General features: G+C 54.1%; 27 protein-coding genes and 1 other RNA gene. 24 read left to right on the forward strand and 4 right to left on the reverse strand.

Annotated elements, in window-relative coordinates; all coding sequences use genetic code 11:
- Positions 1-6 precede the first annotated feature (6 nt).
- From D3H35_RS06240 to rnpB, 8 genes are all read left to right on the forward strand, one after another.
- Positions 7-813 (forward strand): pyruvate, water dikinase regulatory protein, encoded by an 807-nt coding sequence (locus D3H35_RS06240; protein WP_119148257.1) that lies wholly within the window; start codon positions 7-9, stop codon positions 811-813.
- A gap of 300 nt (positions 814-1,113) precedes the next feature.
- Positions 1,114-1,584: a YaiI/YqxD family protein gene (locus D3H35_RS06245; RefSeq protein WP_119148258.1), complete on the forward strand. Its 471-nt coding sequence runs from the start codon at positions 1,114-1,116 to the stop codon at positions 1,582-1,584.
- A gap of 49 nt (positions 1,585-1,633) precedes the next feature.
- Positions 1,634-3,460, forward strand: a complete 1,827-nt coding sequence (dnaG, locus tag D3H35_RS06250; protein ID WP_119148259.1) for a DNA primase — start codon at positions 1,634-1,636, stop codon at positions 3,458-3,460.
- A 31-nt stretch (positions 3,461-3,491) separates the two neighbouring features.
- On the forward strand, positions 3,492-4,628 hold the full coding sequence (gene rpoD / locus D3H35_RS06255; RefSeq protein ID WP_119148260.1) for an RNA polymerase sigma factor RpoD: 1,137 nt from the start codon (positions 3,492-3,494) through the stop codon (positions 4,626-4,628).
- Positions 4,629-4,737: 109 nt separating this feature from the next.
- Complete coding sequence (locus D3H35_RS06260) at positions 4,738-5,571, forward strand: hypothetical protein (RefSeq protein WP_119148261.1); 834 nt, start codon at positions 4,738-4,740, stop codon at positions 5,569-5,571.
- Positions 5,572-5,574: 3 nt separating this feature from the next.
- Positions 5,575-6,387, forward strand: a complete 813-nt coding sequence (locus D3H35_RS06265; RefSeq protein ID WP_119148262.1) for a tRNA (adenine(22)-N(1))-methyltransferase — start codon at positions 5,575-5,577, stop codon at positions 6,385-6,387.
- Entirely contained in the window at positions 6,354-7,469 is a 1,116-nt protein-coding gene (locus tag D3H35_RS06270) for a Nif3-like dinuclear metal center hexameric protein (protein ID WP_119148263.1), read from the forward strand. The genes D3H35_RS06265 and D3H35_RS06270 overlap by 34 nt, the downstream gene beginning before the upstream one ends.
- A 51-nt stretch (positions 7,470-7,520) precedes the next feature.
- An RNA gene (gene rnpB, locus D3H35_RS06275) (RNase P RNA component class A) lies at positions 7,521-7,923 on the forward strand.
- 78 nt (positions 7,924-8,001) lie between these two features.
- Here the strand turns inward: rnpB and D3H35_RS06280 are convergent.
- From D3H35_RS06280 to D3H35_RS06290, 3 genes are all read right to left on the reverse strand, one after another.
- Positions 8,002-8,463, reverse strand: a complete 462-nt coding sequence (locus D3H35_RS06280; RefSeq protein WP_119148264.1) for a disulfide oxidoreductase — start codon at positions 8,461-8,463, stop codon at positions 8,002-8,004.
- 7 nt (positions 8,464-8,470) lie between these two features.
- Positions 8,471-9,193, reverse strand: coding sequence for a DsbA family protein (locus D3H35_RS06285; RefSeq protein WP_158593971.1), 723 nt, complete (start codon positions 9,191-9,193; stop codon positions 8,471-8,473).
- A gap of 124 nt (positions 9,194-9,317) precedes the next feature.
- Entirely contained in the window at positions 9,318-11,183 is a 1,866-nt protein-coding gene (locus tag D3H35_RS06290; RefSeq protein ID WP_119148266.1) for a S8 family peptidase, read from the reverse strand.
- Between the two features lie 156 nt (positions 11,184-11,339).
- Between D3H35_RS06290 and D3H35_RS06295 the strand changes: the two genes are divergently transcribed.
- From D3H35_RS06295 to D3H35_RS06335, 9 genes are all read left to right on the forward strand, one after another.
- Complete coding sequence (locus D3H35_RS06295) at positions 11,340-11,840, forward strand: YpuI family protein (protein WP_119148267.1); 501 nt, start codon at positions 11,340-11,342, stop codon at positions 11,838-11,840.
- 80 nt (positions 11,841-11,920) lie between these two features.
- On the forward strand, positions 11,921-12,157 hold the full coding sequence (locus D3H35_RS06300; protein ID WP_119148268.1) for a DUF1540 domain-containing protein: 237 nt from the start codon (positions 11,921-11,923) through the stop codon (positions 12,155-12,157).
- Positions 12,158-12,254: 97 nt separating this feature from the next.
- On the forward strand, positions 12,255-12,944 hold the full coding sequence (locus D3H35_RS33415; protein ID WP_267901354.1) for a lytic transglycosylase domain-containing protein: 690 nt from the start codon (positions 12,255-12,257) through the stop codon (positions 12,942-12,944).
- 109 nt (positions 12,945-13,053) lie between these two features.
- Entirely contained in the window at positions 13,054-14,229 is a 1,176-nt protein-coding gene (locus tag D3H35_RS06310) for a cysteine desulfurase family protein (RefSeq protein WP_119148519.1), read from the forward strand.
- On the forward strand, positions 14,229-15,449 hold the full coding sequence (thiI, locus tag D3H35_RS06315) for a tRNA uracil 4-sulfurtransferase ThiI (RefSeq protein WP_119148269.1): 1,221 nt from the start codon (positions 14,229-14,231) through the stop codon (positions 15,447-15,449). The genes D3H35_RS06310 and thiI overlap by 1 nt, the downstream gene beginning before the upstream one ends.
- Before the next feature lie 178 nt (positions 15,450-15,627).
- Entirely contained in the window at positions 15,628-17,547 is a 1,920-nt protein-coding gene (locus D3H35_RS06320; protein ID WP_158593972.1) for an asparagine synthase-related protein, read from the forward strand.
- Positions 17,548-17,582: 35 nt separating this feature from the next.
- Entirely contained in the window at positions 17,583-17,744 is a 162-nt protein-coding gene (locus tag D3H35_RS34665) for a paeninodin family lasso peptide (protein WP_119148271.1), read from the forward strand.
- A gap of 98 nt (positions 17,745-17,842) precedes the next feature.
- Positions 17,843-18,790 (forward strand): phosphoenolpyruvate carboxykinase (ATP), encoded by a 948-nt coding sequence (locus D3H35_RS06330; RefSeq protein ID WP_147355762.1) that lies wholly within the window; start codon positions 17,843-17,845, stop codon positions 18,788-18,790.
- Positions 18,783-20,579 (forward strand): ABC transporter ATP-binding protein, encoded by a 1,797-nt coding sequence (locus D3H35_RS06335; protein WP_119148273.1) that lies wholly within the window; start codon positions 18,783-18,785, stop codon positions 20,577-20,579. Before D3H35_RS06330 ends, D3H35_RS06335 begins: the two co-directional genes overlap by 8 nt.
- Before the next feature lie 144 nt (positions 20,580-20,723).
- On the opposite strand, the gene D3H35_RS06340 is transcribed toward D3H35_RS06335, so the two are convergent.
- The gene (locus tag D3H35_RS06340) at positions 20,724-21,437 is read right to left on the reverse strand and encodes a TerC family protein (RefSeq protein ID WP_119148274.1); all 714 of its coding nucleotides are present in this window, start codon (positions 21,435-21,437) and stop codon (positions 20,724-20,726) included.
- Positions 21,438-21,559: 122 nt separating this feature from the next.
- Between D3H35_RS06340 and D3H35_RS06345 the strand changes: the two genes are divergently transcribed.
- The 7 genes from D3H35_RS06345 to D3H35_RS06375 all read left to right on the forward strand — a co-directional run bounded on the left by D3H35_RS06345 (position 21,560) and on the right by D3H35_RS06375 (position 26,997).
- Complete coding sequence (locus D3H35_RS06345) at positions 21,560-22,225, forward strand: TerC family protein (RefSeq protein WP_119148275.1); 666 nt, start codon at positions 21,560-21,562, stop codon at positions 22,223-22,225.
- 148 nt (positions 22,226-22,373) lie between these two features.
- A complete protein-coding gene (locus tag D3H35_RS06350; RefSeq protein WP_119148276.1) occupies positions 22,374-22,856 on the forward strand; it encodes a hypothetical protein in 483 nt (160 codons plus the stop codon).
- Between the two features lie 149 nt (positions 22,857-23,005).
- Complete coding sequence (gene typA, locus D3H35_RS06355) at positions 23,006-24,847, forward strand: translational GTPase TypA (RefSeq protein WP_119148277.1); 1,842 nt, start codon at positions 23,006-23,008, stop codon at positions 24,845-24,847.
- 18 nt (positions 24,848-24,865) lie between these two features.
- The gene (locus tag D3H35_RS06360) at positions 24,866-25,174 is read left to right on the forward strand and encodes a YlaH-like family protein (protein WP_119148278.1); all 309 of its coding nucleotides are present in this window, start codon (positions 24,866-24,868) and stop codon (positions 25,172-25,174) included.
- Between the two features lie 47 nt (positions 25,175-25,221).
- The gene (locus D3H35_RS06365; RefSeq protein ID WP_119148279.1) at positions 25,222-25,503 is read left to right on the forward strand and encodes a hypothetical protein; all 282 of its coding nucleotides are present in this window, start codon (positions 25,222-25,224) and stop codon (positions 25,501-25,503) included.
- Entirely contained in the window at positions 25,500-26,615 is a 1,116-nt protein-coding gene (locus D3H35_RS06370) for an LCP family protein (protein WP_119148280.1), read from the forward strand. The genes D3H35_RS06365 and D3H35_RS06370 overlap by 4 nt, the downstream gene beginning before the upstream one ends.
- A 130-nt stretch (positions 26,616-26,745) precedes the next feature.
- The gene (locus tag D3H35_RS06375) at positions 26,746-26,997 is read left to right on the forward strand and encodes a hypothetical protein (protein ID WP_119148281.1); all 252 of its coding nucleotides are present in this window, start codon (positions 26,746-26,748) and stop codon (positions 26,995-26,997) included.
- Positions 26,998-26,999 lie beyond the last annotated feature (2 nt).

Genomic DNA, 26,999 nt, shown 5'->3' on the forward strand with positions numbered 1-26,999 from the left:
GTCACCATGCCGAACGCAAGCGTGTCTGTTTACGTCGTGTCGGACTCCGCCGGAGATACGGGAGAGCACGCGGTCAGAGCGGCCGCCGCGCAGTTTCATCCGGTTTCCATTCATATCCGCAGAGCGTCCTTCATCCAATCGAGAGAAGGGATAGATGCGGTATTGACCGCGGCGGAAGCCGAGGAGAGCATCGTACTGTTCACCCTCGTCATCCCTTACTTGCGCGATTACATGATCGAGCAGGCCAGGACGCGCAAAGTATCGGCAATCGATCTCCTCGGTCCTCTTATCGACAGGCTGGAGCGTTCTCTCGGAAGGGAGTCCCGGCACGAGCCGGGGCTCAACCACGTTCTGGATGCGGACTATTTCCGCAAGGTCGAAGCGGTGGAGTTCGCCGTCCGTTACGACGATGCCCGGGACGTAACCGGCATTAACAAGGCGGATATTGTGCTGATCGGGGTGTCCCGCACGTCGAAGACGCCGCTTTCCATGGTGCTTGCGCACAAGACGTTTAAGGTGGCCAACGTTCCTCTCATTCCGGAGCTCGTTCCGCCCAAGGAGCTCTTTGCCGTTTCCCCTCGCAAAGTGATAGGCCTGACGATCAGCACGGAATCTCTTAACGCGATCCGCAAGGAAAGGCTGAAAGCTCTAGGGCTGCCCAACTCGGCGTCCTATGCCACGACGGAGCGGATCGAGAAAGAGCTGGAGCACGCCCGCCAAGTGATGGACAAAATCGGCTGCATCGTCATCGACGTCTCTTATAAGGCGGTAGAGGAGACGGCGAGTTTGATTTTGGAGCATTTTGGGAAATAACGCTTTTGCTTTTTATCCGATTCAAGCTGTCTGGGAGCCTTCCCTACATGGAAGGCCTCCAGACAGCTTTTTAGTATTTTGACGTTATTGCTTTCGTTTTCTTTCTATCCGATGAATTCGTCATGCTCCCATAAAACCCTAAAATATGACAAATTTGCGGCGATCATGTGGCTGTGGTCTTGACAGTGTGCGGCTCAAGAGGTATCATGTTAAAATTTGATGGGACGTAAGCAGGATTCTGGCGCTCATTAGCGTATATAATATAACGGCAAACTTTGGACGAACGTGTGTGGTGATCAAATGGTTCTTGTTCGAAATCGAGTCGTTGTCGACGGGGATGCATGCCCCGTCAAATCGGAAATCGCCCGAACGGTGCAAAGCCTTGACGCGACTGCGCTCATGGTTTCCAGCCACGCTCACCGATTGGTGGCGGAAGATCGGGTCAGCGTAGTTACCGTCGATGCGAGCAATCAATCGGCCGATCTTTATATCGCCAACGTGCTGACGCGGCAGGATGTGCTGGTGACGGGAGATTACGGTCTCGCCGCGCTCGGTTTGGCGCGGGGGGCGGCTGTGCTGACTCCGCGGGGACGCGAAATACGGGAAGCTGATATCGACGAGCTGCTGGCTCAACGACATTTTTCGGCAAAGCAGAGGCGCGGAGGAGCGCGAACGAAGGGGCCACCTCCGTTCACCAATGAAGACCGAGATCGATTTCAACAAAAACTGACAACTCTATTGCGGGGGATGCAGGAGAATCGCGAACGATAGCGAATTCATAATAACTGCGTATTCAGTTGGAAAGTTCAGGTGAGCGCATATGAATGAAGGAAAGATTCCCCAAGCGGTCATCGACGAAGTGCTGCGAAAGCATGATATCGCGGATACGGTGGGCAAATACGTCCATTTGTCGAAGAACGGCAAGTATCTCAAGGGACTCTGTCCGTTTCATTCGGAGAAGACGCCTTCCTTCACAGTTACGCCGGAAAAGCAAATTTTTCATTGCTACGGCTGCGGCAAGGGCGGCAATGCCATCAAGTTTGTCATGGAGATGGAGGGCGAGACGTTCCCCGAAGCGGTCAAGCGAATGGCGGAAGAAGCGGGAATCGCGGTCACATGGAGCGATTCGAGCGGTGCCGAGCCTTCGCCGAGACAGAGGGAGAAGCAGACTCTGTTCGAAGCGCATGCCTATACCGCCAAGCTGTACCATTACTTGCTGCAGAATACGGAAGCCGCCAAGTCTGCCAAGGATTATTTGCGCTCGCGCGGTTTTTCGGACAAGCTGATCGAAGAGTTCGGCATTGGCTACGCTCCGGCAAGATGGGACACTCTCGTCCAGGCTCTCGCCAGGCAGCAATACGAGCCTGCCGAGATGGAACGGGGAGGACTGCTTTCCCGCAAACAGGACGGAGACGGTTATGTCGATCGGTTTCGCGACCGGGTTATGTTCCCGATTCACGATGGGGACGGGCGAATCGTCGCTTTTGCAGGAAGGCTGATGACGGACGGGCAGCCCAAGTACTTGAATTCTCCGGAGACGCCTTTATTCAACAAGAGCCGGACGCTTTACAGGCTGCACGAGGCGAAAGGCTCGATCAGACGAACGAAGCAGGTCGTTCTATTCGAAGGGTATGTGGATTGCATCAAAGCATGGTGGGCGGGCGTTCATAACGGCGTTGCCACGATGGGCACGGCGTTAACCGCCGAGCACGCCGCATTGCTGCGGCGCTACGCCGACGAAGCGATCATTTGCTACGACGGAGACGATGCGGGACAAGCAGCCGCGCAGAAAAGCATCCCGCTTCTGGAAGCCGCGGGCTTGCGGGCAAGGGTCGGCATCATGCCGAACAGAATGGATCCGGATGAATACGTATCGTCATACGGAGGCGAGGCTTTCGTCAGGGAGTGTATCGACGGAGCGGTTTCTGCAGTCAAATTTCAGCTTATATATTTAAGGAAATCCCATATACTCCTAGAAGATGATGGGAAGATTCGGTATTTAAGCGAAGCGGTCCGGCTGGTGGCCCGAAGGGAATCGCCGACGGAACGGGAGCTGCTTCTGAAGGAGCTCGCTCAGGAATTCAACGTCTCGGTCGACACGCTGAAGCAGGAAGTCGTCGACGTGCGCCGGCAGGAGAAATTGGGAAACGCAGGGGATATTCCTACGGGATCGTGGAATAATGTATGGAATGAAAAGAAAACTGCGTCCAAGCATCCCGAGCTTGGAGCCGCATATGTAAGCGCGGAACGGCAGATGCTCTCATGGATGATGCAGGATGCCGAAGTCGCCTTCACCGTGCAGCAAAGACTCGGACCGGATTTTCTCGTTGATGATCACGCGGCAATAGCCGCTTATTTATACGCTTACTACGCTGAAGGAAACGATCCAAATGCCGGACGGTTCATCGCTTATCTTAACGATGATCGTCTGGAACGATTGACGAGTTTCATCGCGCTATCCGAAGTCCCTTTTGGCGAGAAGGAGCTTGACGATTTCTTCAAAACTTTCGAACGAACGTCGCTTGAGCGAGAAATCAAACGAAAGTACGAAGAGTTGCATAGCGCACAGCGAACAGGTGATCATTTGCTCGCCGCAAAATTTGGAATAGAGATTATCGCCCTGGAGAGGAAGCGCAAGGAAAGCTAAGCGCTTGCGTCCGGGGAGGAGGGAGTCGGAAATGGCGAACGATCAACACACCGGACTGGATACGGAATTGACGCTCGAGCAGGTCAAAGCCCAATTGCTGGATCAGGGCAAAAAGAAAGCTTCCTTGACCTATAAAGACATCATGGAGAAATTGTCTCCGTTTGACCAGGATCCCGAACAAATCGATGAGTTTTTCGAGCAGCTTGCCGATCTCGGCATCGAAGTGGTGAACGATCACGACGAATTGGGACGGCACGGGGAAGAGGATCGGGACAGAGATAATCAGGATGAGTTCAATTTCGATGACGACTTGTCGCTGCCGCCGGGCATCAAGATCAACGATCCGGTTCGGATGTACTTGAAGGAAATCGGACGCGTGCCGCTCCTTGGCGCCGACGATGAAGTCGAGCTGGCGAAGAAGATCGAAATCGGCGGCTACGACGGCGAGGAAGCGAAAAAAAGGCTGGCCGAAGCCAACCTTCGTCTGGTCGTAAGTATCGCGAAACGTTATGTCGGACGCGGAATGCTCTTTCTCGATCTCATTCAGGAAGGCAATATGGGCTTGCTGAAGGCGGTAGAGAAATTCGATCATACGAAAGGCTACAAGTTCAGTACCTACGCGACGTGGTGGATTCGTCAAGCCATTACGCGGGCCATCGCGGACCAAGCCCGTACGATCCGGATCCCCGTTCATATGGTCGAGACGATCAACAAGCTCATTCGCGTGTCCCGCCAGCTTCTGCAGGAGCTCGGACGCGAGCCGACGCCGGAAGAAATTGCGGAGCAAATGGAGCTTAGCGTCGATAAAGTGCGCGAGATTATGAAGATTGCCCAAGAGCCCGTATCGCTTGAGACGCCGATCGGCGAAGAGGACGATTCGCACCTGGGCGATTTCATCGAGGATCAGGAAGCGCTGGCTCCGGCTGACGCGGCTGCTTACGAATTGCTTAAGGAGCAGCTTGAGGATGTTCTCGATACGTTGACGGAACGGGAAGAGAACGTGCTTCGCCTTCGCTTCGGACTGGATGACGGACGTACGAGAACGCTGGAAGAGGTCGGCAAAGTGTTCGGAGTTACGCGCGAGCGTATTCGTCAGATCGAGGCGAAAGCTCTGCGCAAGCTTCGTCACCCGAGCCGAAGCAAGCGTCTGAAGGATTTCCTGGAATAGATAGAAGCCTCAAATGTAAGTGTAGGATGACGGATCGAATTTCAATGAGAGACCTTCTGCCGCGACGGTTGAAGGTCTTTTTCTTCAAGACGGACGAAGGAGGCCGACCATGCCGGCGTTAGATGACGAGAAGCGCAAATTAATCGTGAACGAAATCGAAGCCTGGCGTAGAGGCAAGCTGCTGCCGGAGCAGTACTGCGATTTTTTGCAAAATCTATATTTGGACGATCTTGATGAGCGTCCGAAAGGGATTGCGGCAAATGCAGTGCGCCGAATCGGGCAAGCGTCTCGAAAACAATGGATGCTTGTTTTTGGTATTTTTGCCTTAATTTGCGTTGTTGTACTTCATTTTAGCGCGTTTCCTCTGGCTTTGCAAATCGGTCTGGTCGGCTTGACGACGACCGGCTTCGTTGCGCTCGGCGGCAAGCGGCGCGAGCAAGCTCCGCTCAAGGGTACGGCCGTTCTCGGGGCCGGCATGCTTTTTTTGGCGGGTACGGGAGCCGCCGTGTTGAAGCTGCACGGATGGACGGAAGGCTGGGGACCGATTGTGCTGCTTAGCATTTGCGGTGTTCTATGGATCGGCTGCGGCCTCGCGCTTCGCGTTTCGCTTTTTCATTTTTCCGGGTGGGTCGCGCTTATCGTGATGTACGCTCTTCTTTTGAACCGGCATATAATCGATCCGTCCTGGATCGAGGTGCAAGCTTTTTGGCTGCCGGCCTCTTTCCTGTTCGGATGGCTCAGTTGGTTCGCCCACGGTCGCGTTCGATCCGCCGGGACGGCGCTGTTCGCGGTTGCGATCGTGTTGTGGTTTATGCCCGAAGCTGCTCTGGCGCTCAACGGCGCAGATCCGCAGCAAATTGAAATCGGCTTTCTCATCAAAGTGATCGCAATGGGAGCCGGAATGTACCGCTTGAAAAAACAATGGATGGAATGGGTTGCATAACGGATGAAGGAAACGAACGCAAAACAAAACGGAGCAGGCGTGAAGCTGTCCCGTCGCTTGTCGGCGCTCGCGGAATGGGTGCCTCAAGGCGCCCGGTTCGCCGATATCGGGACCGATCATGCGCTGCTGCCGGTATTTTTGGCCGGATCGGGCAGGATTTCCTATGCGGTAGCAGGCGACGTTCATGCCGGACCGGCGGACGCGGCGAGGCGCCAGGTGGCCGAAGCCGGACTGGAGTCGCTTGTGTCCGTGAGACATGGCGACGGCTTATCCGTGCTTGCTCCAGGAGAAGTAGATACCGTCTGCATCGCGGGCATGGGAGGCAGCTTGATCGTACGGCTTTTGACGGAAGCGGGCGAACGTCTGGACGGCGTTCGGACGTTGGTGCTGTCGCCGCACGTGGCCGAGGACCAGCTCCGCATATGGCTTCGCGACAAAGGCTTCGTTCTTGAGCGTGAGCTGCTGCTCGAAGAGGACGGAGTGATTTATACGCTGCTGCAAGCGACGAGAGGCGACTCCGACGATGCGAAGCGCGCGAATGAAGCCTTGTATGACAAGTCGGAGCTTGGAGATTGCTTGAGCCGGCTGTCGGATCAGCTTTGCTACGAGATGGGGCCGCTGCTTCTTCGAGCGCCTTCGTCCGTTTTTTTCGCGAAATGGGAGCAAGAGGCATCTAAAAGGGAAAAGATCGTAGCGCAAATGCGGAAAGCGTTAGCGGAGGATACGACGGAAAAAGCGTTGGAGTGGGAAAAGGCGATCAACGACATCCGGGAGGTGCTCGCATGTTTGCGCGCGGAGAAACGGTCGTTCAACTGATGGAAAAGCTGGCGCCGAAGCATTACGCGGTGCAAGACGACAAGATCGGCCTGCAGGTCGGAACTCTTCGCAAAGAAATCAAGAAGGTGCTTATTGCGCTGGATGTTACTCCCGAAGTGGTGGACGAGGCATCCGCTCTCGGATGCGAGCTTATTATCGCTCATCATGCGGTCATTTACCGTCCGCTTGCCCATCTTCGGACGGATACCCCGGCCGGGGCGCTTGCTTCCGCTCTTCTACGGAACGATATCGCCGTCTATATTTCTCATACGAATCTGGATACGGCAGACGGCGGCATGAACGATTGGATGGCGGAAGCGCTGGAGCTGGAAGGACGAGGCGTGTTGGAGGAGGTTCATACGGACAAGCTCTTCAAGCTTGCGGTATTCGTGCCGGAAACGCACGCGGAGGCGGTCAGAAACGCTTTGTTCCAAGCGGGCGCAGGCTGGATCGGCAATTACAGCCATTGCAGCTTTAATGTCCCGGGGACGGGAACGTTCTTGCCCCGCGAAGGGAGCGAGCCATTCCTGGGCAAGCCTGGCAAGCTGGAGCAAGCGGCGGAAATTCGCATCGAGACGGTCGTCCCGGACAGCGTCCGCAAAGCGGTCGTGTCGGCGATGCTGAAGGCGCATCCTTACGAGGAGGTCGCCTACGATCTTTATCCGATGGATCTGAAGGGACGCTCGTTCGGGCTTGGCCGCGTAGGGAAGCTTGCGTCCGCCGAATCGCTCGACGCATTCGCGGAGAGGGTCAAGACGGCTTTGGACGTTCCTTTCGTCCGCGTCGTAGGCGCTCCGGACAAGTCGATTCGCAAAGTCGCCGTACTCGGCGGCTCCGGCTCGCGCTATATTCGGCACGCCTCATTCGCCGGAGCCGACGTGCTCGTCACGGGGGATATCGATTACCACACCGCGCACGACGCGCTGGCGGCGGGACTCGCAATCGTCGATCCCGGGCATAACGCCGAGAAAATCATGAAGCGCAAAGTGGCGGAATGGCTCGGCAACAAGCTGAAGGAGCAAAAATACGAGACGGAAGTGTTCGCCTCGCAGATTGCTACGGAGCCGTTTCGTTTGAAATGATTGCCGTTGCTCTCGACGCCGTTTCGCGTTATACTGAATTCTGCATTCCGGAAAGGTTGACAGACAATCGCTGGCGGCTTCGGCCGCGAGAGGAAAGTCCGGGCTTCGCAGGGCAGGATGCTGGATAACGTCCAGTCAGCGCGAGCTGAAGGATAGGGCCACAGAAATGGACCGCCGATGGCCGCTTGCGGCACAGGCAAGGATGGAACCGTGGTGTAAGAGACCACGAGGGGCACTGGCGACTTTGCCCCTGGTAAACCCCATTTGAAGCAAGACCGAGGAGAACGCGGCTTAACGGCAGCCCTTGCCCGGGGTGCGTTCGGGTTGGTCGCTCGAGCCGTTCAGTAATGGACGGCCTAGAAAGATGATTGTCGCTTCCATCGTGGGAGGACGGCCAATAACCGTCCGCTGCACCACCGGAAGTACAGAACCCGGCTTACGGCAAGCTTTCCGGATGTACGAAAAAGGCTGTCCCGACAGGTCCTAGACGACCTTGCTGCGGGACAGCCTTTTTCGTTGCTTGAATGGCTGATCAATTCGACCGGGCAGGCTCGCCGTCAGTCGATTCTTCTGTGCTTGAAGGTTTGGCCATGATCAGGAAGAACGCGATGAGAATGAAAGCGATAAGCGCAAGCAACGGTATCGTAATAATTCCGAACCAGTCCAAATAGTCGCTGTTGCACGGTACTCCGACGGTGCATGGCAGCAGGTCGGCCATTCCGGGAATTTTTTGTTCGGCGTAATGATAGACCGAGAACAAGCCGCCGATGAAGACGAGCGGCAGCGCGTAGCCGATCATGCCGCGGTCGTCGCGTATTGCCGCCCTGCCGAGCAGGTAGACGAGCGGATACATGAAAATCCGCTGAATCCAGCACAATTTGCAAGGCGCATAATCCATTACCTCGCTAAGGAACAAGCTGCCGCCGGTCGCGATCAGCGACACGATCCACGCGAATAATAGACCGTAAGTCCGAATGAACGTTTTCAAGCTCATTCCTCCGTTATTTACCGGCTTCTTCGACGGCTTTATCGAGCTCAACCTTTAATTTGCTGTAATCGAGTGAGACGCTCGAATCGAGCACCTTGCCATTGATAAGAACTGTAGGAGTGCCGGTAAAATTCTTTTTCCGGGCAAGAGCGTTCTGCTTGTCGATTTCGCCTGAGTACGTGCCTTCGTCGATATCTTTGCGGAGCTTGTCGTAATCGACGTTTACTCCGTTCGATTTGGCGAGCTCGGTCAGAAAATCGGGTGTCGCCCAGGCGGCTTGTTCGTCCGCTTGTTGATTCTCGTAAAGCGCGTCGTAAAATTTCCAAAACTCGTCTTTGTTCTGGTGGTAGATCGATTGACCGGCCAGCGCGGCCGTGTAGGAGTCCTGAGCGATAATCGTGAAGTTGAGGAAGGAAAACGACGCTTTGCCCGTATCGACATAATCCTTCTTGATTTGCGATAAAATGTCTTTGCTGAAATATTGGCAGGTCGGACATTTGAAATCTCCGAATTCGGCGATTTTAACCGGCGCTTCCACCGAGCCGAGCGTCGGAACCTTGTCGTAAGCGATATCGACTACTCCCGCCTTCGGCTTTAAGATGATAGCCGCCGCGATCAGAGCAATGAAGCAGACGACGATGCCCCATATAAGTACCCGCATTCTTTTTTGCTTTTTTTGCTGCTGTTGCTGTTTGATTTGTTTGACTGTCGCTTTTTGCTGTGATTTTTGCGCCAAGTTAACTCGTCCCCTTTCTATCTTTTCCATAGTAACATCGAAACCTTAAGAAATCATGAGAAAAGAGAAAGAAAATAGCCTGAAAGGGTCGAATTCCCTCTCAGGCTGCCTGCTCGCAACGGCGTTATTTCATAATGCGTTCCAAATCCCGTTTCACTTGCCGCGGATAAAGCTGCAACGAGGAGGACGTTCCGCCTGCAGCTTGAAGCGCGGCTTTGACGTCGATCTGGCCGTAGCCGAAGCTGGCGTCCTTGCCGGCGCTGCCTAGATCCTTGGCCGTTCGCCGCAGCACGTCCATTACCTCGGCATTGGTCATCTTCGGATTGGCGGCGCGGACCAAGGAGGCTAACGCCGAAACGTGCGGACACGCCATCGAGGTGCCCGACAGCGAAGCGTATCGGCTTCCCGGGTAAGTGCTGGCGATGGACGTGCCAGGCGCGGCTATGTCGATATAATCGCCATAGTTGGAATATTCGGCGCGGGCTTCGTTCGGATCGGTGGCGGCGACGCCAAGCACTTCCGGATAGGCGGCCGGATAGCCGGGGCGGTCGGTGTTGTCGTTGCCGCTGGCCGCAACGAGCACGACTCCATGGTCATAAGCGTATTTCAGCGCGTCATGCATGAATTCGGCGTCCGCGTAATTGCCCAAGCTCAGATTAATGACGTTCGCGCCGTGATCGACCGCCCATACGACGCCTTCCGCCACCGAATAAGTGGATCCCGCACCGGTGCTGTCCAATACTTTGACCGGCATTATTTTCGTAAACCAGGTCATGCCTGCCACGCCTTCGCCGTTATTTACTTCTGCCGCGATAATGCCGGCTACGTGGGTGCCGTGCCCGACGTCATCGTCAGGCGGGCTCGACGGGTCGACGATGTTGGTGCCGGCCACCAAGCGGCCCTTCAAATCGGGATGATCGGATTGAACGCCCGTGTCGACGACGGCCACGACGATGTCCTTGCTTCCCTTGCTTACGTTCCAGCCCTGCTCGGTCGCAATTTCAGGCAGGTTCCACTGATACTCTGAGTAGAGAGTATCGTTAGGGACAATCGTCGACGAATCGTTCGCGGCCCGTTCGTCCGGAAGCTCGTTCGTCAAATACAAGTAGTGGGGCTCGACGTATACCGGATCGTATTTTTGAAAATACTTCATCAGTTGCTCGGCGCTGTGCTTCTTGGATCGGAATACGTAAGTCTGCTTCAGATGGCGGACGACCGTCAGATGAAGCTCTTTGCGAATTTGCAGCAATTGCCGGTTATCCAGCGGTTTTTTGAATTTCACGACGACCTCGTCCACCGAATAATGGCTGGCGTTCCCGTTGTCCTCCCCAGTTTTCACCGTTATATCTTTGGTTGTATTGGGTAACACCGATTCGATGCGATAGCGGCCTTCCGCAGGGTAAGGCACAACCCGCAAGTTACGCCTTTGATGGCGCTCGACTTCTTGAACGACGCTGGCGGAGAGCAGCATGACGAGCCCGCTTTTGCCATCCGAAGCAGGCTGCGCCAGCACGAAATGGCTTTTGCCCTCGTAGGCGAAAAGCGAGGAGGTGTATGCTCTCCCTGAGCGGATCGCGTTCTCTCCGTGCTTCCAGTAAGGCTCGGCGGCCTTTCTCAAGCCTTGAGCCGGAGACCCGGCGGCAACGGTCTGGCTTCCTTTCACCCAGGCGACGGCTTGCATCTCCGGATGAGTTCGAAGCAACCGTTCGAGCGAGCCGGTTCGAGCGGCGACGGTGGCATCAGACTTGCCGTCCAAGTATTGAACGGCGTCGCGAACCGATTGCTTGCGGCTAAGGCGTTCGGTTTCTTGCATATCCCGCTTGATCGAGGAATGCTTGTAAGTAAGCTCCTTGCTTGCGGCTGCCTGCTTCAGACTGCTTGTCGAAGGCGGCGACGGGGTACGCGCCGCGGGAGGCGCGAAGAGAGGGACGACGAACAAGGCAACCGCGGCGGTAAATAACAGACCTAACAATGCGTAGCGACGGCGCATGCGGCATATCCTCCTTAGGTCCATGGTTAATGCCTATAGCATGAAGCGAAAGGAGAAAAATATACGGTGACAATTCCTCCATGCCAGTACCTTTCGCGTTTCAAATATGGTACTATAAATGAGAATTTTGCACGGTCTCTTGAAAGGGGAACTCTCATGCCAGCCACCAACGTCAAAGGACTTGCCGAATCCAGCCGCGAAAAGTTAAAAATAGCCATCGCGCAACTGGAGCAATTTCTTAACGGACACGCATTGCCGCAGTTGGTCCAGGAAGATAAGGCGGAATCCGAAAATTTCTACAGCGGTTTGCTTTCCGATTTGCGTCATCTGCTCGTCTTTTCCGAAGTCGCATACGAAAAGCTCGGCGCTTTGCTCAGACGTCCGAACTTTGATCTCGAATTGGCGGAGCGCGCGCTTTATGAAGTTTATCATCATGGAGTCAATGCGTTTTTCTATCCGAAAAACGAATGCTATTCCGAAGACGGCCGATATGCTTACACAGGGCAAGACGCCATCCGCTTTCGTCAAAAGCCGGTTCGCGCGGCCCGCGATATCGTGCTGAACGTATCCCGTCTGTACGAAGAATTGCGCGACGATCTTTCCTATTACGAAAGCGATTATTTGACTCAGCGCCGTATGCAGGGTCAATCCAAATAACATCGTTGCCTGTAAACTCCACCCTCCGATCCGCATACCCGCCCTTGCGGGGTGCACACTACGATCGGGGGGTGATTTGTATGCCTAATGGCGTTGCATGCAGCGTAAGCAACTGCGCTTTTTGGGACCAAGGCAATCGTTGCGGAGCAAAGGAAATCGTCATCGAGATCGACGAGCACTCCCGAAGCCGTTGGAACGAGGAGTTCGGCGAAGAAGGGTTTGGCGAGCACCAGGATCATGCATCGGCTTCATCCGTCACTTGCTGCTTGACATTCAAGCCCGGTAAGCTGAGCGCTTCCGACCGTTCGGATAGCTGAAATGAGACGTTTGTCCTACTGTCGGGACTGGTCGAATCCGGGGATTATGTTGTACAATGGAACAGAATGTACAACTTGACTCCGGGAGAGAGCCGATTTGAACGTTACGACGGATCCGCGCATCATGAAGCAAATGTTATTGTCTCAGTGGCTGACGGAGACGAGTCCGTTCGCAGCTTCCTCAACGAACGGCACGACCGGAGAAAGCGGCGGAATGTTCGAGCTTCTTCTTGGTCAATTGATGGAGACTGCCTCCATCGGCGGGACGACCGCTTCAGGGAGCTCGCTGCCATCCAATGCGAATATGCTCGCTTCTTGGGGAACGACCCAGTTTGGCAATTATTTGACGTCGGACACCGGATCGTCTTCCGCATTCGACGGACTAATTTCTGCCGCCGCCGCCAAATACGGGGTAGATCCCGCTCTTATTAAGGGCATCGTGCAGACGGAATCATCCTTTCAATCGAATGCCGTTTCATCGGCCGGCGCCAAAGGCCTCATGCAATTGATGGACGGAACGGCTCGCGGCCTTGGAGTTACGGATTCGTTGGATCCGGCTCAGAATGTCGAGGGCGGTACCCGGTTTTTATCGTACTTGCTGCGCAAATACGAAGGCAATGTTACATCCGCTTTGGCTGCGTATAACGCAGGACCGGGCAGAGTCGACCGACTCGGTCTGACGACCGATGCACTGCTCGCTTCGCGGATGAGCGAATTGCCCGAGGAGACGCAACAATATATCGGCAAGGTGCTGGAAGCTTCCCGTCAATGGAGCGCGTCCTTCTAAGCCGACCTTCTATCGATCGACAAGTAAGCAACGGGGATCAACGCGGAGCAGTCGTCCGCGGTTGATCCTCTTTCATTAGGAAAACGGAAAAGGGAAGCGAACGATGAAAATGTACTATTACGATCACTGCGCGTCCGCTCCTATTCATGAAACCGTGCTTCGGACGGTAACCGAGCTCATGGAGCTTCATTATGCGAACGCTTCCTCTCTGCACCGTTCGGGCGCAGAGGCGATGAAGCTGGTGGAGAGAGCGCGAGCGGGAGTGGCTGCGGTCATGGGCGCGAAGCCAGGCGAAGTCATTTTCACGTCCGGAGGGACGGAGGGCAACAATCTGGCGATCAAAGGAACGGTCGCCAAATCCTCTAAGAGCCGAAAGCACGTTATCTCGTCCGCAATCGAGCATGCTTCGGTCTATCAATGTCTCCGGCAACTGGAGGAACAGGGCATCATCGAGGTAAGCTGGCTTCCCGTCGATTGTTACGGACGAGTAAGCGTCCAAGATGTCGAGGCGGCGATAAGTCCGGATACGATTCTCGTTAGCGTCATGCATGTAAATAACGAGACCGGAACCGTGCAGCCGATTCGGGAAATCGGAGCGCTTCTCGCCGGTTATCCTCAAATTCGGTTTCACGTCGACGGCGTTCAGGCGATTGGGAAAACGGCGCTGAATTGGAACGGATGGGGGATCGATCTGTACACGGGATCCGCCCATAAATTCCGAGGCCCCAAGGGCGTCGGATTTTTGCTGGTGCGGGAAGGGATCGCGCTAAGCCCGCTGCTGGCGGGAGGCTCTCAGGAGCAAGGCGTTCGGGGCGGAACCTACAATGTGCCCGCGATAGTCGGAATGGCTCAAGCGCTGCGGCTGGCGTCTGAGAGCATGGAACGAAGGCGCGAGACGATGTATGGTCTAAGAAGCAGACTTCTTGGGCTTGTACGGAACATTCCTGAGCTGGTCGTGAACGGATTCGGAGCCGAGGCGCACCAAGAAACGCAAGACGAAGCGGCTCCCCATATCGTTAATGTGTCGTATCCGGGAATGAGGCCGGAGGTGCTTGTCCATATGCTGGAAAAGCAAGGCATTCTTATATCGACCCAATCCGCGTGCTCCTCGAAAAGTCTCAAGCCAAGCCGGGTCCTTCTGGCGATGGGGCATAAGGCGGAGCGCGCATCGGGAAGCATCCGCGTAAGCTTCGGCGACGAGCACACGGAAGCCGATATCGACGTTCTCGGAGAACGATTGGCAATGACCGTCCGCAAGCTGAAGCCGTTGGAGGGAAGCCGTTAATGAACGAGCAATTGGTAATGGTCCGATTCGGAGAAGTATCGATCAAAGGCCGAAACCGCAACCGGTTCGAGGAACGGTTGGTTCGGCAAATCAAATGGGCGCTGCGAGCATTTGCCGCTCTTACTTACGACAGAACGTACGGACGTCTGCTCGTCCACCTGAACGGCGAGAGCTATGAGCCGATTGCGGTCAAGCTGAGGGACGTATTCGGAATCGGATCGTTCAGTCCGGTATTTAAAGTCGACCACGATCTGGAGGCGATTCGCGAGGCCGCCTTGAATGCGATCCGCACGATTGAGCCGGCCCCGCGCACGTTCAAAATGATTGTTAAGCGCGCGTGGAAAGGGTTTCCTCACGATACGCCGCAAATGAATCATTTGGTCGGATCGCATGTCCTGCGAAATACGCCTGAATTGAAAGTAGATGTCCGAAATCCGGAAGCCGAGCTGAAGGTCGACATTCAAGCCGAGGCGACTTACGTCTATTGCAAAGTGGAGAAAGCTTCGGGAGGCTTCCCTTACGGAATGAACGGCAAAGCCGTCCTGCTGCTTTCGGGTGGAATCGACAGTCCCGTCGCGGGCTGGATGGCCATGCGCAAAGGGCTGGAAGTGGAAGCCGTCCATTTTCACAGCTACCCGTTCACAAGCGAGCAGGCGAAGGAGAAGGTCGTCGCGCTGGCGCAGCGTCTCGCTTATTTCGGCGGGAAAATCAAGCTTCATCTTGTTCCTTTCACCGACATTCAGACGTCGCTCGCGCAGACGGGGCACGACAGCCTGATCATTACTCTTATGCGCCGATCCATGCTTCGCATCGCGGAGCGGCTGGCGGAGAAGAACGGGGCGCTGGCAATTGTCACAGGAGACAGCTTGGGGCAGGTCGCCAGTCAAACGCTGGGGAGCATGAACGTTATCGGGCGTGAAACGTCCCTTCCGCTTCTTCGGCCGCTCATCATGATGGACAAGCTCGAAATCATTCGGATCGCGGAAAAGATCGGTACGTTCCAAACGTCTATCTTGCCTTATGAGGATTGCTGCACGTTGTTCGTGCCGAAATCTCCGGCGACAAATCCGAATCTTCGGATTGTAAGGCAGGTGGAGACCGCGTTGGGAGACGATCTCGATCGGATGATCGCGGAGGCGGTCGACGGAACGGAGACGCTTACAGTGACGGAGATCGGTCGTTCGGATACGACAAATATTGCGGAAGACAAGTGGTTTTGAAAAACAATTTTGCTTAACTAAAGAGGTTGAATCGGCCATACAAGCCGCTTCAACCTCTTTTTCTCATTATTTGGAAATTTAATCATCTAAAATCCATAATAATTAATGTCAAATCATGCTTGTAAATTACCGAGCAGATGATATAATGATACAAAACGTATCATAAATGAGGGATGGCATGGGTTCCATAGTAGGCATTTTTTCCTGGGGTTCCAGACCTATTCAACAGCAAACTCGCGAAAATCTAATGAGCGGGCTGGCATCTTATCCGGCTGATGACCGTCATACATGGCAGAGCGGGTCTGTATTTCTAGGAAGTTGCCAACGGTGGATAACTTCGGAATCGCGACTGGAACGGCAGCCTTACGTTGACGAATCGAATGGGCTGGCAATCGTTGCCGATGCGATTTTGGACAATAGAGAAGAGCTTCGCCGGCGACTTGCCATTGACGCCGGGAAGCTTGCCGGGATTGGTGATGGAGAACTAATACTTGAAGCATACCGTAAGTGGGGAACATCCGTTTATGAATATTTGCTGGGAGATTATGCATTTGTTATCTGGGACGAACCCAAACGGATGCTCTTTGGAGCGCGCGATCCTTTAGGCCACCGAACGCTCTATTATCGAAACGATCGGTCGCTGGGTCAATTTGCTTTTTGTTCTTCAATGACGCCTTTGCAGCGTCTGCCTGACGCCAACCCCGGTCTGAATATGGACTGGCTTGCGGAATTTTTGGCTTTTCCTAATTTGTCCGAATTTTCGGACGATAATTCAAGTCCTTTTGCCGGGATAGGGAAGTTGGGACCGGGGCGATATTTTACGCTTCGGAACGGCATCTTTACGGCAAATGCCTTTGGAGCGCTTTTGCCAAATGAAACTCTTCGTTTGCGCAGCGATTCGGAATACGAAGAGGCTTTTTGCGACGTATTCGGTGCAGCGGTAAACGCCAGGCTCCGCACTTTTCGAGAAGTTGGGGCTTCGCTTAGCGGCGGTCTCGATTCGGGAGCGGTCGCGGGCTTTGCGGCCAACTCGCTTCGCAGCGAAGGCAAAGTTCTTCATACATACAGCTATGTGCCGCCGGGCGATTTTCAAGATTGGACACATGCCGGCGCGATGCCGGACGAGCGTCCGCTTATTCGTCAGACTATTGCCCACGTGGGCAACATTCGAGAAGAATATCTTTCCGTTCCGGGGGGTGATCCGTATTCAGACATCGACGATACGCTTGCACTTCGCGAAGAGCCTTACAAGTTTTTCGAAAACGCCTTTTGGGTCAAATCGATTTATGCGCAAGCCCGACAGGACGGCGTTGGCATCCTTCTTACAGGAGCTCAAGGAAACCACACGATCTCTTGGGGGTCGGCGCCTTATTATTTCTCTTATCTTCTCAAAAAGTTTCGCTGGCTCAAGCTTTATCGTGAGTTTCAACAATATAGCAGACAATTGCGCGTTAAGCGATCGAGATTGTTTCGCGCTTTGATCGATCAGAGGCAGCACGAAGGCGAACGGTCTTTTCCTGCGATGATTCATCCCGAGTTCGCCCAGCGCTCGGAAGTGTACGGCAGACGAGAGCATGCGGATGGCCTTGATAGTTTGAGCTCTTTGGATGAAAGAGCCGCCCGGGAAAATCATTTCGCCAGTTCGGCTGTCCGCCATGCGATCGGATCTTCTGTATCGGCGCTTTCTCATCGGTACGGGCTTTGGGAACGCGATCCGACTTCCGACGCGAGAGTTATTCGGTTCTGTCTTGCGCTTCCCATGGAGCAGTATGTACAGAACGGATTCGACCGGGCGTTAGTCCGACGATCTCTGCGTCACATCCTTCCGGATTCCGTAAGGCTCAATCAAAGAGTAAGAGGTGTTCAAGGAGTGGATTGGGTCCATCGCATGAGGGCGTCATGGCCGGTCTTTCTGGCCGAGGCCGATGCGATTCGCCGGGATTCTGCCGCTTCGGAGCTGTTCAATGTCGAACAAATTCGTCTTTCCTTGGATAGAATCGGAACCGAACCGAGGCCGGAACTGGCTTGCGATGCGGATGCCCGTTTTTTGATGCAGTGTGTTATCGCGTTCCGCTTTGTCAAGAAAGCTATTCGCTAGATTCGCGCATATTTTGGGAGAGGAGGTGAAGCAAGATGAAAAAAATGTGGACAGCGCCCGTTATCGAAACGCTCGACGTCTCTATGACGATGGCGGGGCATGGCGCCCATTATGTGGATTGGTCGTATGTCGGCGGCAAGCACCTGGAAATCAACGACGACCCGAAGTGGAAGAACTACCCTGTACCTCCGTCCTAAAAACGGGCAGTCGTAAGCGTCAAGCTCACAGAGTCGGTGCCCGGCCTTTTGGTTAGGGCACCTCTTTTCTGATGATATGGAGGATGGAGGATGTGGCGTTGAGCAATCGTTATATAGGGTTCGGTCTTCAAATATGGAGTGAGCTGACACTTCCCGAGCTCGTCAAAATTCGGCAAGGCGAAGAGCCGGATGTTCGAATCGAAATCGGGGATTTGAAGCGGAAGTGGGAGGAATGCGGTTCGCCGATGACGTATTTTGCCGTCAAGGACGGAGAAGTGTTTTTCAATATTCCCAATGCGGCTCTCTTCCGGATAGATAACGGCAATCGAATTACCGTCTCCCCGGAAGCCGGCGCGGACGAGGCGTTTATCCGCCTCTACTTGCTTGGTCTATGCATGTCCGCCCTGCTGCTACAGCGAGGGGTACTGCCGCTTCATGGAAGCGCCGTCGTTGTCGACGGTCTGGCCTTCGCATTCTTGGGAAATTCCGGCTCGGGTAAGTCGACGCTTGCAGCGGCTTTTACCCGCTGCGGCTTTCGGCTCTTAAGCGACGACGTCATTGCGATCTCTGCCTCCTGTGAGAACAACGAGCGTTCGACTCCGGTCGCCATCCCTTCATTTCCTTATCAAAAGCTGTGGAACGCAAGCTTGGAGCCGCTCGGTCTTTCCGGTTCCGCTTTGTCTCCGATTTACGGCGAGACGACGAAATACGCTGTTCCGGCTTCGAATGTATACTCTGCTGCAGCCGTACCGTTGTCGGGCTTGTTTGAGCTTCTTCCGTCGGAGGACGCGCAAAAAGTCGATATCGCGCCGGTTAGCAGACTGGAGCGATTTCCGCTTCTAGGGCACCATACATTTCGTAATTTTCTCGTGCCGCTTCTAGATCTCGGCGATTGGCACTTTCGGGTATCCGCATCGATCGCGGCGAAAACCGACATTTATAGGTTAAGGAGGCCGACAAATCGATTTGCCCTCAATGAGATGGTAGACCGGATTGTCGAGACGGCTCGCGTCTTTAATGCAGGAGGGATGGGGCGTAGTGAGTGATCTCGTTTATTTCGTCCGGAAGCTGCATGTATATGTGGGCGCCAAGTTATACGTATCCATAATAAGCGCGGCAGCTCTTGGTTTCATCGAAGGAATTGGTCTTTATTTTCTTATTCCTATGCTTAATTTATTGAATGGGGGCCGGAACGAAGGAGAAAACCTTCCGTTTCTTGCTCCTTTCCTTCACATGTTGACTCAGCTTCCGAACAAGGCCGAGCTCCCGGCTATATTAGGCGTGTTCGTTGTCCTCTTGCTATTTCAAGCCGTTCTTCAACGAATTCAACAAATTCAGAGCAGTGGAATATCCCAGACATTTATTCGCGCGCTTCGGTTGGAGTTTTATGAAGCGCTGCTGTCCGCGCAATGGGCATTTTTTATGCGCAGGCGAAGTTCGGATCTTCAACAACTTTTAACGACGGAATTGGCGCGGGCGGCGCAAGGCGCACTTCAAGTTATGGCATTTGCCGCCTCGATTGCATTCACCCTTATTCAAATTGCTTTAGCTATGATGTTGTCCTTTAAGCTTACGATAGTTATTGCGGCATGTGGGCTTTCGTTTGCTCTGTTCGCCAGACGATTCGTCCAGGATTCCAAACGACTCGGCGAACGGATGACGGATCTTTCGCAAGCCTATTACGCCTCTGTCAGCGAGAGTTTTAACGGAATAAAGGATCTGAAAAGCAACCGGCTTGAGCTTCAACATCTGACATGGTTCAAGTCGCTTAACGACCGTATGAGAGACAATGCCAATCGGTTCGTAACCGTTCAGTCGACGAGCCAGTTGTATTATAAATTTGCTTCGGCTATTTTAATTGCGGCTTTTGTTTGGATTGCATTCGAATGGCTGCACGTAAAGACGGGGCAGCTTCTCGTTATCGTCGTCATTTTTTCTCGCTTGTGGCCCCGGTTTGCCGGTCTTCAGAACTTGGGAGAGCAGATCGTGTCGTCGCTTCCGGCTTTTCGGAATTTAAGAACGGTGCAGCGCGAAACGGAAGCCGGCAGGGAACCGAATCTTTACGTGGAAGATGCGGAAGAGGAAAGGATGGTCGTTCGCACAAGCATCGAATGCCACGGGGTTAGCTTTCGACACGATCCCGAATCGCCTGTTTACGCCCTTCGCGGCGTCAGGGTGAAGTTTCCCGCCCATCGCATGACGGCGATCGTAGGCAAGTCCGGCGCCGGGAAAAGCACGTTGATCGATATCGTTACTGGACTTCTGCGTCCTGAGTCTGGAGAAGTGAAGGTGGATGGCCAACTGCTGATCGAGGAGCGGTTGAAGTCGTATCGGAACGCTGTCGGCTATGTCTCGCAAGACCCGTTTCTGTTCCATACTACGATTCGCGAAAATTTGAAAGTTGGATCTCCGAATGCAACGGACGAGCAATTGCGGGAGGCGCTCTCGTTTGCGGCGGCAGACGAATTCGTACAAGCTTTGCCTGAAGGCTTGGATACGGTCATCGGCGATCGGGGAGTGCGATTGTCGGGAGGCGAAAGGCAGCGAATCGTGCTGGCCCGGGCTATTTTGCGCGAGCCTTCCGTCCTCGTATTGGACGAAGCTACGAGCGCTTTGGACAACGAGAACGAAGCGAAGATTCAATGCACATTAGAACGACTAAGAGGCCGAATGACCCTTATTGTCATTGCCCATAGGCTGTCTACGATACGTCAAGCCGATCAAGTTATCGTGCTAGATCACGGAGAAGTCGTGCAATCCGGCGAATATAATCAACTTTCGAATGAATCGGACGGGATATTCAGCCAAATGCTTGCTTATCAGAAGCAAGCCTAAGAAACGAACGATGCGCACAACCCTCCTGGATAGGGGAGGGCTTGTGCGCATCGGCTGTACATAGCTTCCAAAAACCCTCGAGCCTTCGTGTTCTATTCACCGAAGGATGCTCTTCCTCCGGAAACCGTTCTTCTTCTGCGATATTCAGATAGTACCGCCTTTTCTTACGTGCGCCGACTTGCGGCTTCGAATCGCGTTCGTCCATACGCCTGCGACGATAACGAGAGCGGTGAGCGCAGCTATTAACGTCCAGCTTAGTACGGGATTATCCGAGAAGAACTCTTCGAATTTCTTTTCGTGCGTAATCATTTTGGCCGCCGTGTAGGCGAGTACGCCCGAACCGATATAAATAATCCACTGGTACTTTTCGATGACTTTAATAAATAATGTGCTGCCCCATACGACGATAGGGATACTGATCAGAAGACCGAGAACGACAAGGGTAAAATTCCCATGCGCCGCTCCTGCGACCGCAATAACGTTGTCGAGTCCCATCGCTGCGTCCGCGATAACGATCGTGCGGATAGCGGCCATGAGCGTTCCTCCAGCCTTGATGTCGCCGTGTTCGTTCTCCTGCACCAGCAGCTTATACGCGATCCAGAGCAGCAGAACGCCGCCAATCGCCAGCAGGAACGGGATTTTAAGCAGCCATACGACGATGACCGTGGCGACGACCCGTATGCCGACGGCTCCTACCGTACCCCAAATGACGGCTTTTTTCTGGTTCTCTTTCGGCAAATTGCGGGCTGCCAGGCCGATAACGATCGCGTTGTCTCCTGCAAGGAGAAGATCGATGAATACGATCGTAACCAAGGCTGTCCAAAACTGGACAGTCAGAAAATCCGTGAAAAAATCCATGTCGGTTCCCCCTTCTAATGTTCAACCAAGTAATACGCGCGAAAATCGTATCGGATTCAAAATTGGTTATTTTTCATAACGCGGCTTGCTTGTACATAAATTTGATAAGAGGGGGTGCAACGATGGGGCTGCTTGAAAATGTCGTTGTTTTCATCGAAATCGTACTCATTAATCTGCTTCTTAGCGGCGACAACGCCGTCGTCATCGCGATGGCCGGGCGCCGTCTTCCAGCGGACAAGCGGCGCAGAGCCGTATGGTGGGGGGCAGCCGCCGCCGTGATGCTGCGCATCGTCCTCACCCTGGGAGCGGTGGCGCTGCTCCATATTCCGTTCTTGCAGACGGTTGGAGCCGTTCTGCTATTCGTCATCGCTCTCCAGCTTATCGCGGAGAACAAAGGGGAGTCGGCCCATTCTACGGCAGCGACTACGCTGGCCGGCGCCGTCTGGACGATCGTCGTCGCCGATTTCGTCATGAGTCTCGACAACGTTCTGGCGGTTGCCGCCATAGCGGACGGTGATGTTGCGATGCTCGTCATAGGGATCGCTATGTCTATCCCGATTATTATTTGGGGCAGCTCGTTTATTATGAGTCTAATCGACAGAATTCCCGCACTGGTATATGTCGGAGGGGCGCTGCTTGGTTACGCGGCCGGGGAGATGGCTTTGAAGGATCCGGGGCTGCGGAGCGTTATTCCCGTTTCGGGGCAGCTTGAAAGCGTTCTGCCCTTTGCTCTGGTAGCGCTGCTTATGGCTTCCGCGCTAATTGTTCGTGCCGGCAGAAGCGCGTAAAAGACCGGATTGCGGAAATATTTTGCTTCGCTCGAACTAGTTTTTTCAGTCGACTTCCAGTACACTAAAGAAAGAAAAAGACGCCACGATCCGACACAGGGAGCCGAGGGCGCTCGTTAATCCGTTTTGATGAAGTGGGGGAGCCGTCGTGAACAAACAATCCGCAGCCGCGGGGGTGTTGGTACTCGTCGCAGGATTGGTTATACTGCTTGGCAAGCTGGGCGTATTCGCCTTTATCGGCACCGTCTTCTGGCCGTTGTTTATTTTGATTCCGGGCGTATTGCTGCATGTGCTTTACTTCGGGCGAATCGTACCGTCGGCCGTGCTCATTCCGGCCGGCATATTGACGATCGTATCGATCGTCCTGCTCATCTGCAATTGGTTCGGCTGGGAAGCGATGCGTTATTTATGGCCGCTTTTCCCGTTTGCGATTGCGGTGGGTTTGTACGAATATTACATTTTCGGGTATTCGAGATCGCGCACGATTTGGACGATTTCGGTCGTTTTGGGCGGATTGTCCATCTTGCTGTTCGCTTTGACGCTGCTGTGGACATGGGGAATTTATTTGTTCGCGGTCGTGTTGATCGGCGTCGGAGCTTGGCTCGTTCTTCGCCGCCCGAAGATTTGGTGATTGGCTTTTCGGGAATAGTGGCGTATAATAGAAGGGATATAGAGAAACGTCGGCCTCTCGTGTCGGCGTTTTGTGTTGTGAAATAACGGATTCAACGTCGTACGGGATTCAACCCTGGCTGCAGGGATAGATAAATGAGGAGTGGAACAATGCAACCGAGAGATCATATTCGCAATATCGCCATTATCGCCCACGTCGATCATGGCAAAACGACGCTGGTAGACCAGCTTCTTCGCCAATCCGGCACTTTCCGGGACAACGAGCAAGTTCAGGAACGGGCAATGGATTCGAACGATTTGGAGCGGGAACGCGGCATTACGATTCTAGCCAAAAACACGGCCGTTAACTACAAGGATTATTTGATCAATATCGTCGATACGCCGGGTCACGCCGACTTCGGCGGAGAAGTCGAGCGGATCATGAAGATGGTCGACGGCGTGCTGCTTGTCGTCGATGCGTTCGAAGGCTGCATGCCGCAGACGAAGTTCGTTCTGCGCAAGGCGCTGGAAGCCGGATTGACTCCGGTCGTCGTCGTGAACAAGGTAGACCGTCCGGCTGCGCGCCCTCTCGAAGTTATCGATGAGGTTCTTGAACTGTTCATCGAGCTTGAAGCGAACGACGCCCAACTGGAATTCCCGGTCGTGTACGCTTCCGGCTTGAACGGTATTGCCGGCATGTCTCCGGACGCCATCGGCGATACGATGGAGGATCTGTACGAAACGATTCTGAAGCATATTCCGTCGCCGACGGAAAACCCGGATGAGCCGTTGCAGTTCCTCGTGACGCTGCTCGATTACAACGAATATCTGGGCCGTATTCCGATCGGCCGCGTCAATCGCGGACGCATTCGTCAAGGCCAGCCCGTCGCGGTCATCGATCGCGAAGGCAAAATTCGCCAAGCGCGCATCGAGAAGCTGTTCGGCTTCCAAGGTCTTAAGCGCGTCGAGATGGAAGAAGCGGCTGCAGGCGACATTATCGCCATCGCAGGTTTGAAAGATATTAATATCGGCGAGACGGTAGCCGATTTGGCTAACCCCGAAGCGCTGCCCGTCCTAAAAATCGACGAGCCGACGCTACAGATGAATTTCATGGTCAACAACAGCCCGTTCGCCGGACGCGAAGGCAAATTCGTTACGTCCCGCAAGCTTCGCGAGCGGTTGTTCAAGGAATTGGAAACAGACGTTTCCTTGCGCGTCGACGAGACGGACAGCCCGGATTCCTTCGTCGTGAGCGGACGCGGAGAGCTGCATCTCGGCATTCTGATCGAGAACATGCGCCGCGAAGGCTATGAGCTGCAAGTATCGAAGCCGGAAGTTATTCTGAAAGAAATCGACGGCGTCAAAAGCGAGCCGATCGAGCACCTGCTTATCGACGTGCCGGAAGAAAGCATGGGCAACGTCATGGAAAGTCTCGGAGCCCGTAAAGCCGAGATGACCAATATGGTCAACAACGGAAGCGGACAAGTGCGTCTGGAGTTCCTTATTCCGGCTCGCGGACTGATCGGCTACCGTACCAACTTCCTGACGCTGACTCGCGGCTACGGCGTCATGAACCATACGTTCCATAGCTATGGTCCGATCACGCCGGGTCAAGTGGGCGGCCGTCACCAAGGCGTGCTTATCGCAAGCGAGACCGGCAAGTCGACGATGTACGGCATGATGTCCGTTGAAGATCGCGGCATCCTGTTCCTGGAGCCGGGCGCCGATATATATGAAGGAATGATCGTCGGCGAGCATACCCGCGACACCGACATCATCGTGAATATCTGCAAAGAAAAAGCTTTAAACAATATCCGTACCGCCAACAAGGAAGAGACGGTCAAGCTCAAATCGGCCCGTCTTATGTCCTTGGAGGAAGCTCTCGAATATTTGAATGACGACGAATTGTGCGAAATTACGCCGAAGACGTTCCGCCTGCGCAAGAAAGTGCTCAATAAGAGCGAGCGCGACAGATACGAGAAGCAGCGTAAAATGGCGGAATCCGGGGTATAAGGGTAAGGAGGAAAGAGCATGCAGCAATGGTTTTCCGATCACCCGATCGTTTCGTACGTGCTCATACTCGCTTTCACGATCTATATATTCAACGCGGTGTTCAAGATGGGCAAGCTGCCCATCTTGAAAGAAATTATCGTGTATATCATTATGGCGATCGGCTGTCTTGTCCTTCTGATTTTCCAGATCGACAAGCTTCCGATCATCCAATGCATGAGCGTCGCGGTAGCGATGATGATCATGCTACGGCTGCGCCAGCTGTATGACAAGCGTCGAAACCGCGGTCGCGCAAGCGATGCCGCGGAGCAACCGAAAGCCGTCAAGTAAGCGGATTTCCGCACAACGCCCATCGAGGCGCGGGAGGGGATGCAACTTTGCGGCTTTTGGACTCGTTATTTTATTGGCTGCAGATGAAGCTGGTTTCCGAAGCCCGACCCGATGATGGAGCGGCGCGGGAAACCGTTTTGTTTTTTGCGCAAATTTTGTCGGATGATCACCAATTGACGTCCTTTCAGATCGAATCGAAGGACGAACTGAAGTGGTATGTGTCCTATTCGGACAAGGACGGTGCCGTCAAGACGGTTTGGTTTGACCGCGAAGCCGCCGAAATGCTGCTTCACGACATGGGAGTGTACACCAAGGAGGACGAAGAATGAGCGAGAACAGCGCGTTACCGCCGCGCCGGTCTTCCAAGCCCGCCGCAGGCTCCTCGAAAAAGGCGAAGAAGACGAAAAAACCGCGGCGTTGGCTGCGTATTCTGTTTACGCTGTTCGGACTTGTCATCGTCGGACTAGCCGTTTACGTAGGCTCATTGGTTAACGAAGCGAATAAGGCGCTTGGCAAGGTAGCTGCCAAGCCGGGCACGGCAGCCGGGGACACGCCGTTGAACGACGCGGACAAGGCCCAAGTAAAGCCGATCGCTCTTTTGCTGCTCGGCCTTGATTACCGTCACGAGACGGGAAGCAAAAACACCGACGTCATCATGACGGCCGTGTTCAACCCGAAGTCGAAAACGGCCACCGTCGTTTCCGTGCCGCGCGATTCGCTACTCGGAGTAGCCAATTACAAAAAGCATAAAGCGAACGCCTATTACGCCAATTTCTTGAGCATCGCCCGCAGCAAAGAGAAGTTAAAGGACGACGATGCTGACCAGTACGCCCGCGAACAAACGCGCGAGCTGATGTCGAAATTTTTCGAAATTCCGATCGATTATACGGCCGTTATCGATTTCCAAGGGTTCGTTGACGTGGTCGACGCTCTGGGCGGGGTGGACGTCTACGTCGATCAGAATATGATCTACAAGGACAATGCCGACGGTACGGACATCAACCTGAAGAAGGGCGATCAGGAGTTGAACGGAATCGACGCTCTTGGCTTCGTCCGTTATCGGAAATCGAATCACGGCAAGACGCCGGAGTCTAGCGATTTTGAGCGCAACGATCGTCAGAGCCGGGTTCTCGGCGCGATCATCGACCGGATGAAATCGTTCGGAAGCTTGCCGAAGTTCGACAACGTCATCGAAGCGGTCGGCGAAAACATGCGTTCGGATATTCCGAAAGCGCAAATTACGAATATGCTGACAACGTATTTCGGAATCAGCAAGCAGAACGTCCGGTTCATCGCGTTGGAAGGCACGTGGAGAAGTCCGTACGTCTATTTGGACGAAGCGAAGCTCGAAGAAGCGAAGAAGGCGCTCGAAGAAGAGCGTCAGCCGACAGGCCGCGCCTTGACTTCGACCGATGAAGCGTCTCAGGCGGCACAAGACTAAAGCGCGTTTCTAGACGGACGAGTGAAGCCTATTCCGCCGAATGTCGTTTTCAACGGAACGGGACGTGTGTTATAATGAAGCCAGCTTTCCCCGGTAAATATTTGCGCTCGTCACCGAAGGAGGACTGCGGATGACGGAAACGTTAACCGTCCGGCTCGAATCGCTGCTCAGCCCTGTTGAGAAGATTAGCTTCGTTTTCGACAAGCTTAACGGGATTGTGTCTCCGTTAGTCTGTATCGGCGTCGGAACGACGAGCAATCGCGTCTCGTTGCTTTACGGTGCGAGTATGCCGCTTAAGCCCGCAGTCGAATTTTGCAACGCCAATAGAACCGTCGATCTCTTGGAAGGACAAGTTTTCGGCGCCATGACAGAAGCCCAGTGAGC

It is taken from the genome of Cohnella faecalis (assembly GCF_003570905.1).
Taxonomy (GTDB): domain Bacteria; phylum Bacillota; class Bacilli; order Paenibacillales; family Paenibacillaceae; genus Cohnella; species Cohnella faecalis.

Excerpts from the sequence above, each read along its gene's own strand:
- D3H35_RS06260 (WP_119148261.1), top strand. The coding sequence starts at position 4,738 with ATGCCGGCGTTAGATGACGAGAAGCGCAAATTAATCGTGAACGAAATC.
- D3H35_RS06310 (WP_119148519.1), top strand. The coding sequence starts at position 13,054 with ATGTACTATTACGATCACTGCGCGTCCGCTCCTATTCATGAAACCGTG.
- D3H35_RS06300 (WP_119148268.1), top strand. The coding sequence starts at position 11,921 with ATGCCTAATGGCGTTGCATGCAGCGTAAGCAACTGCGCTTTTTGGGAC.
- D3H35_RS06240 (WP_119148257.1), top strand. The coding sequence starts at position 7 with ATGCCGAACGCAAGCGTGTCTGTTTACGTCGTGTCGGACTCCGCCGGA.
- D3H35_RS06370 (WP_119148280.1), top strand. The coding sequence starts at position 25,500 with ATGAGCGAGAACAGCGCGTTACCGCCGCGCCGGTCTTCCAAGCCCGCC.
- D3H35_RS06295 (WP_119148267.1), top strand. The coding sequence starts at position 11,340 with ATGCCAGCCACCAACGTCAAAGGACTTGCCGAATCCAGCCGCGAAAAG.
- typA (WP_119148277.1), top strand. The coding sequence starts at position 23,006 with ATGCAACCGAGAGATCATATTCGCAATATCGCCATTATCGCCCACGTC.
- D3H35_RS34665 (WP_119148271.1), top strand. The coding sequence starts at position 17,583 with ATGAAAAAAATGTGGACAGCGCCCGTTATCGAAACGCTCGACGTCTCT.
- dnaG (WP_119148259.1), top strand. The coding sequence starts at position 1,634 with ATGAATGAAGGAAAGATTCCCCAAGCGGTCATCGACGAAGTGCTGCGA.
- D3H35_RS06360 (WP_119148278.1), top strand. The coding sequence starts at position 24,866 with ATGCAGCAATGGTTTTCCGATCACCCGATCGTTTCGTACGTGCTCATA.
- D3H35_RS06265 (WP_119148262.1), top strand. The coding sequence starts at position 5,575 with ATGAAGGAAACGAACGCAAAACAAAACGGAGCAGGCGTGAAGCTGTCC.
- D3H35_RS06345 (WP_119148275.1), top strand. The coding sequence starts at position 21,560 with ATGGGGCTGCTTGAAAATGTCGTTGTTTTCATCGAAATCGTACTCATT.
- rpoD (WP_119148260.1), top strand. The coding sequence starts at position 3,492 with ATGGCGAACGATCAACACACCGGACTGGATACGGAATTGACGCTCGAG.
- thiI (WP_119148269.1), top strand. The coding sequence starts at position 14,229 with ATGAACGAGCAATTGGTAATGGTCCGATTCGGAGAAGTATCGATCAAA.
- D3H35_RS06280 (WP_119148264.1), bottom strand. The coding sequence starts at position 8,463 with ATGAGCTTGAAAACGTTCATTCGGACTTACGGTCTATTATTCGCGTGG.
- D3H35_RS06290 (WP_119148266.1), bottom strand. The coding sequence starts at position 11,183 with ATGCGCCGTCGCTACGCATTGTTAGGTCTGTTATTTACCGCCGCGGTT.
- D3H35_RS06245 (WP_119148258.1), top strand. The coding sequence starts at position 1,114 with ATGGTTCTTGTTCGAAATCGAGTCGTTGTCGACGGGGATGCATGCCCC.
- D3H35_RS06340 (WP_119148274.1), bottom strand. The coding sequence starts at position 21,437 with ATGGATTTTTTCACGGATTTTCTGACTGTCCAGTTTTGGACAGCCTTG.
- D3H35_RS06375 (WP_119148281.1), top strand. The coding sequence starts at position 26,746 with ATGACGGAAACGTTAACCGTCCGGCTCGAATCGCTGCTCAGCCCTGTT.
- D3H35_RS06320 (WP_158593972.1), top strand. The coding sequence starts at position 15,628 with ATGGGTTCCATAGTAGGCATTTTTTCCTGGGGTTCCAGACCTATTCAA.
- D3H35_RS06270 (WP_119148263.1), top strand. The coding sequence starts at position 6,354 with ATGTTTGCGCGCGGAGAAACGGTCGTTCAACTGATGGAAAAGCTGGCG.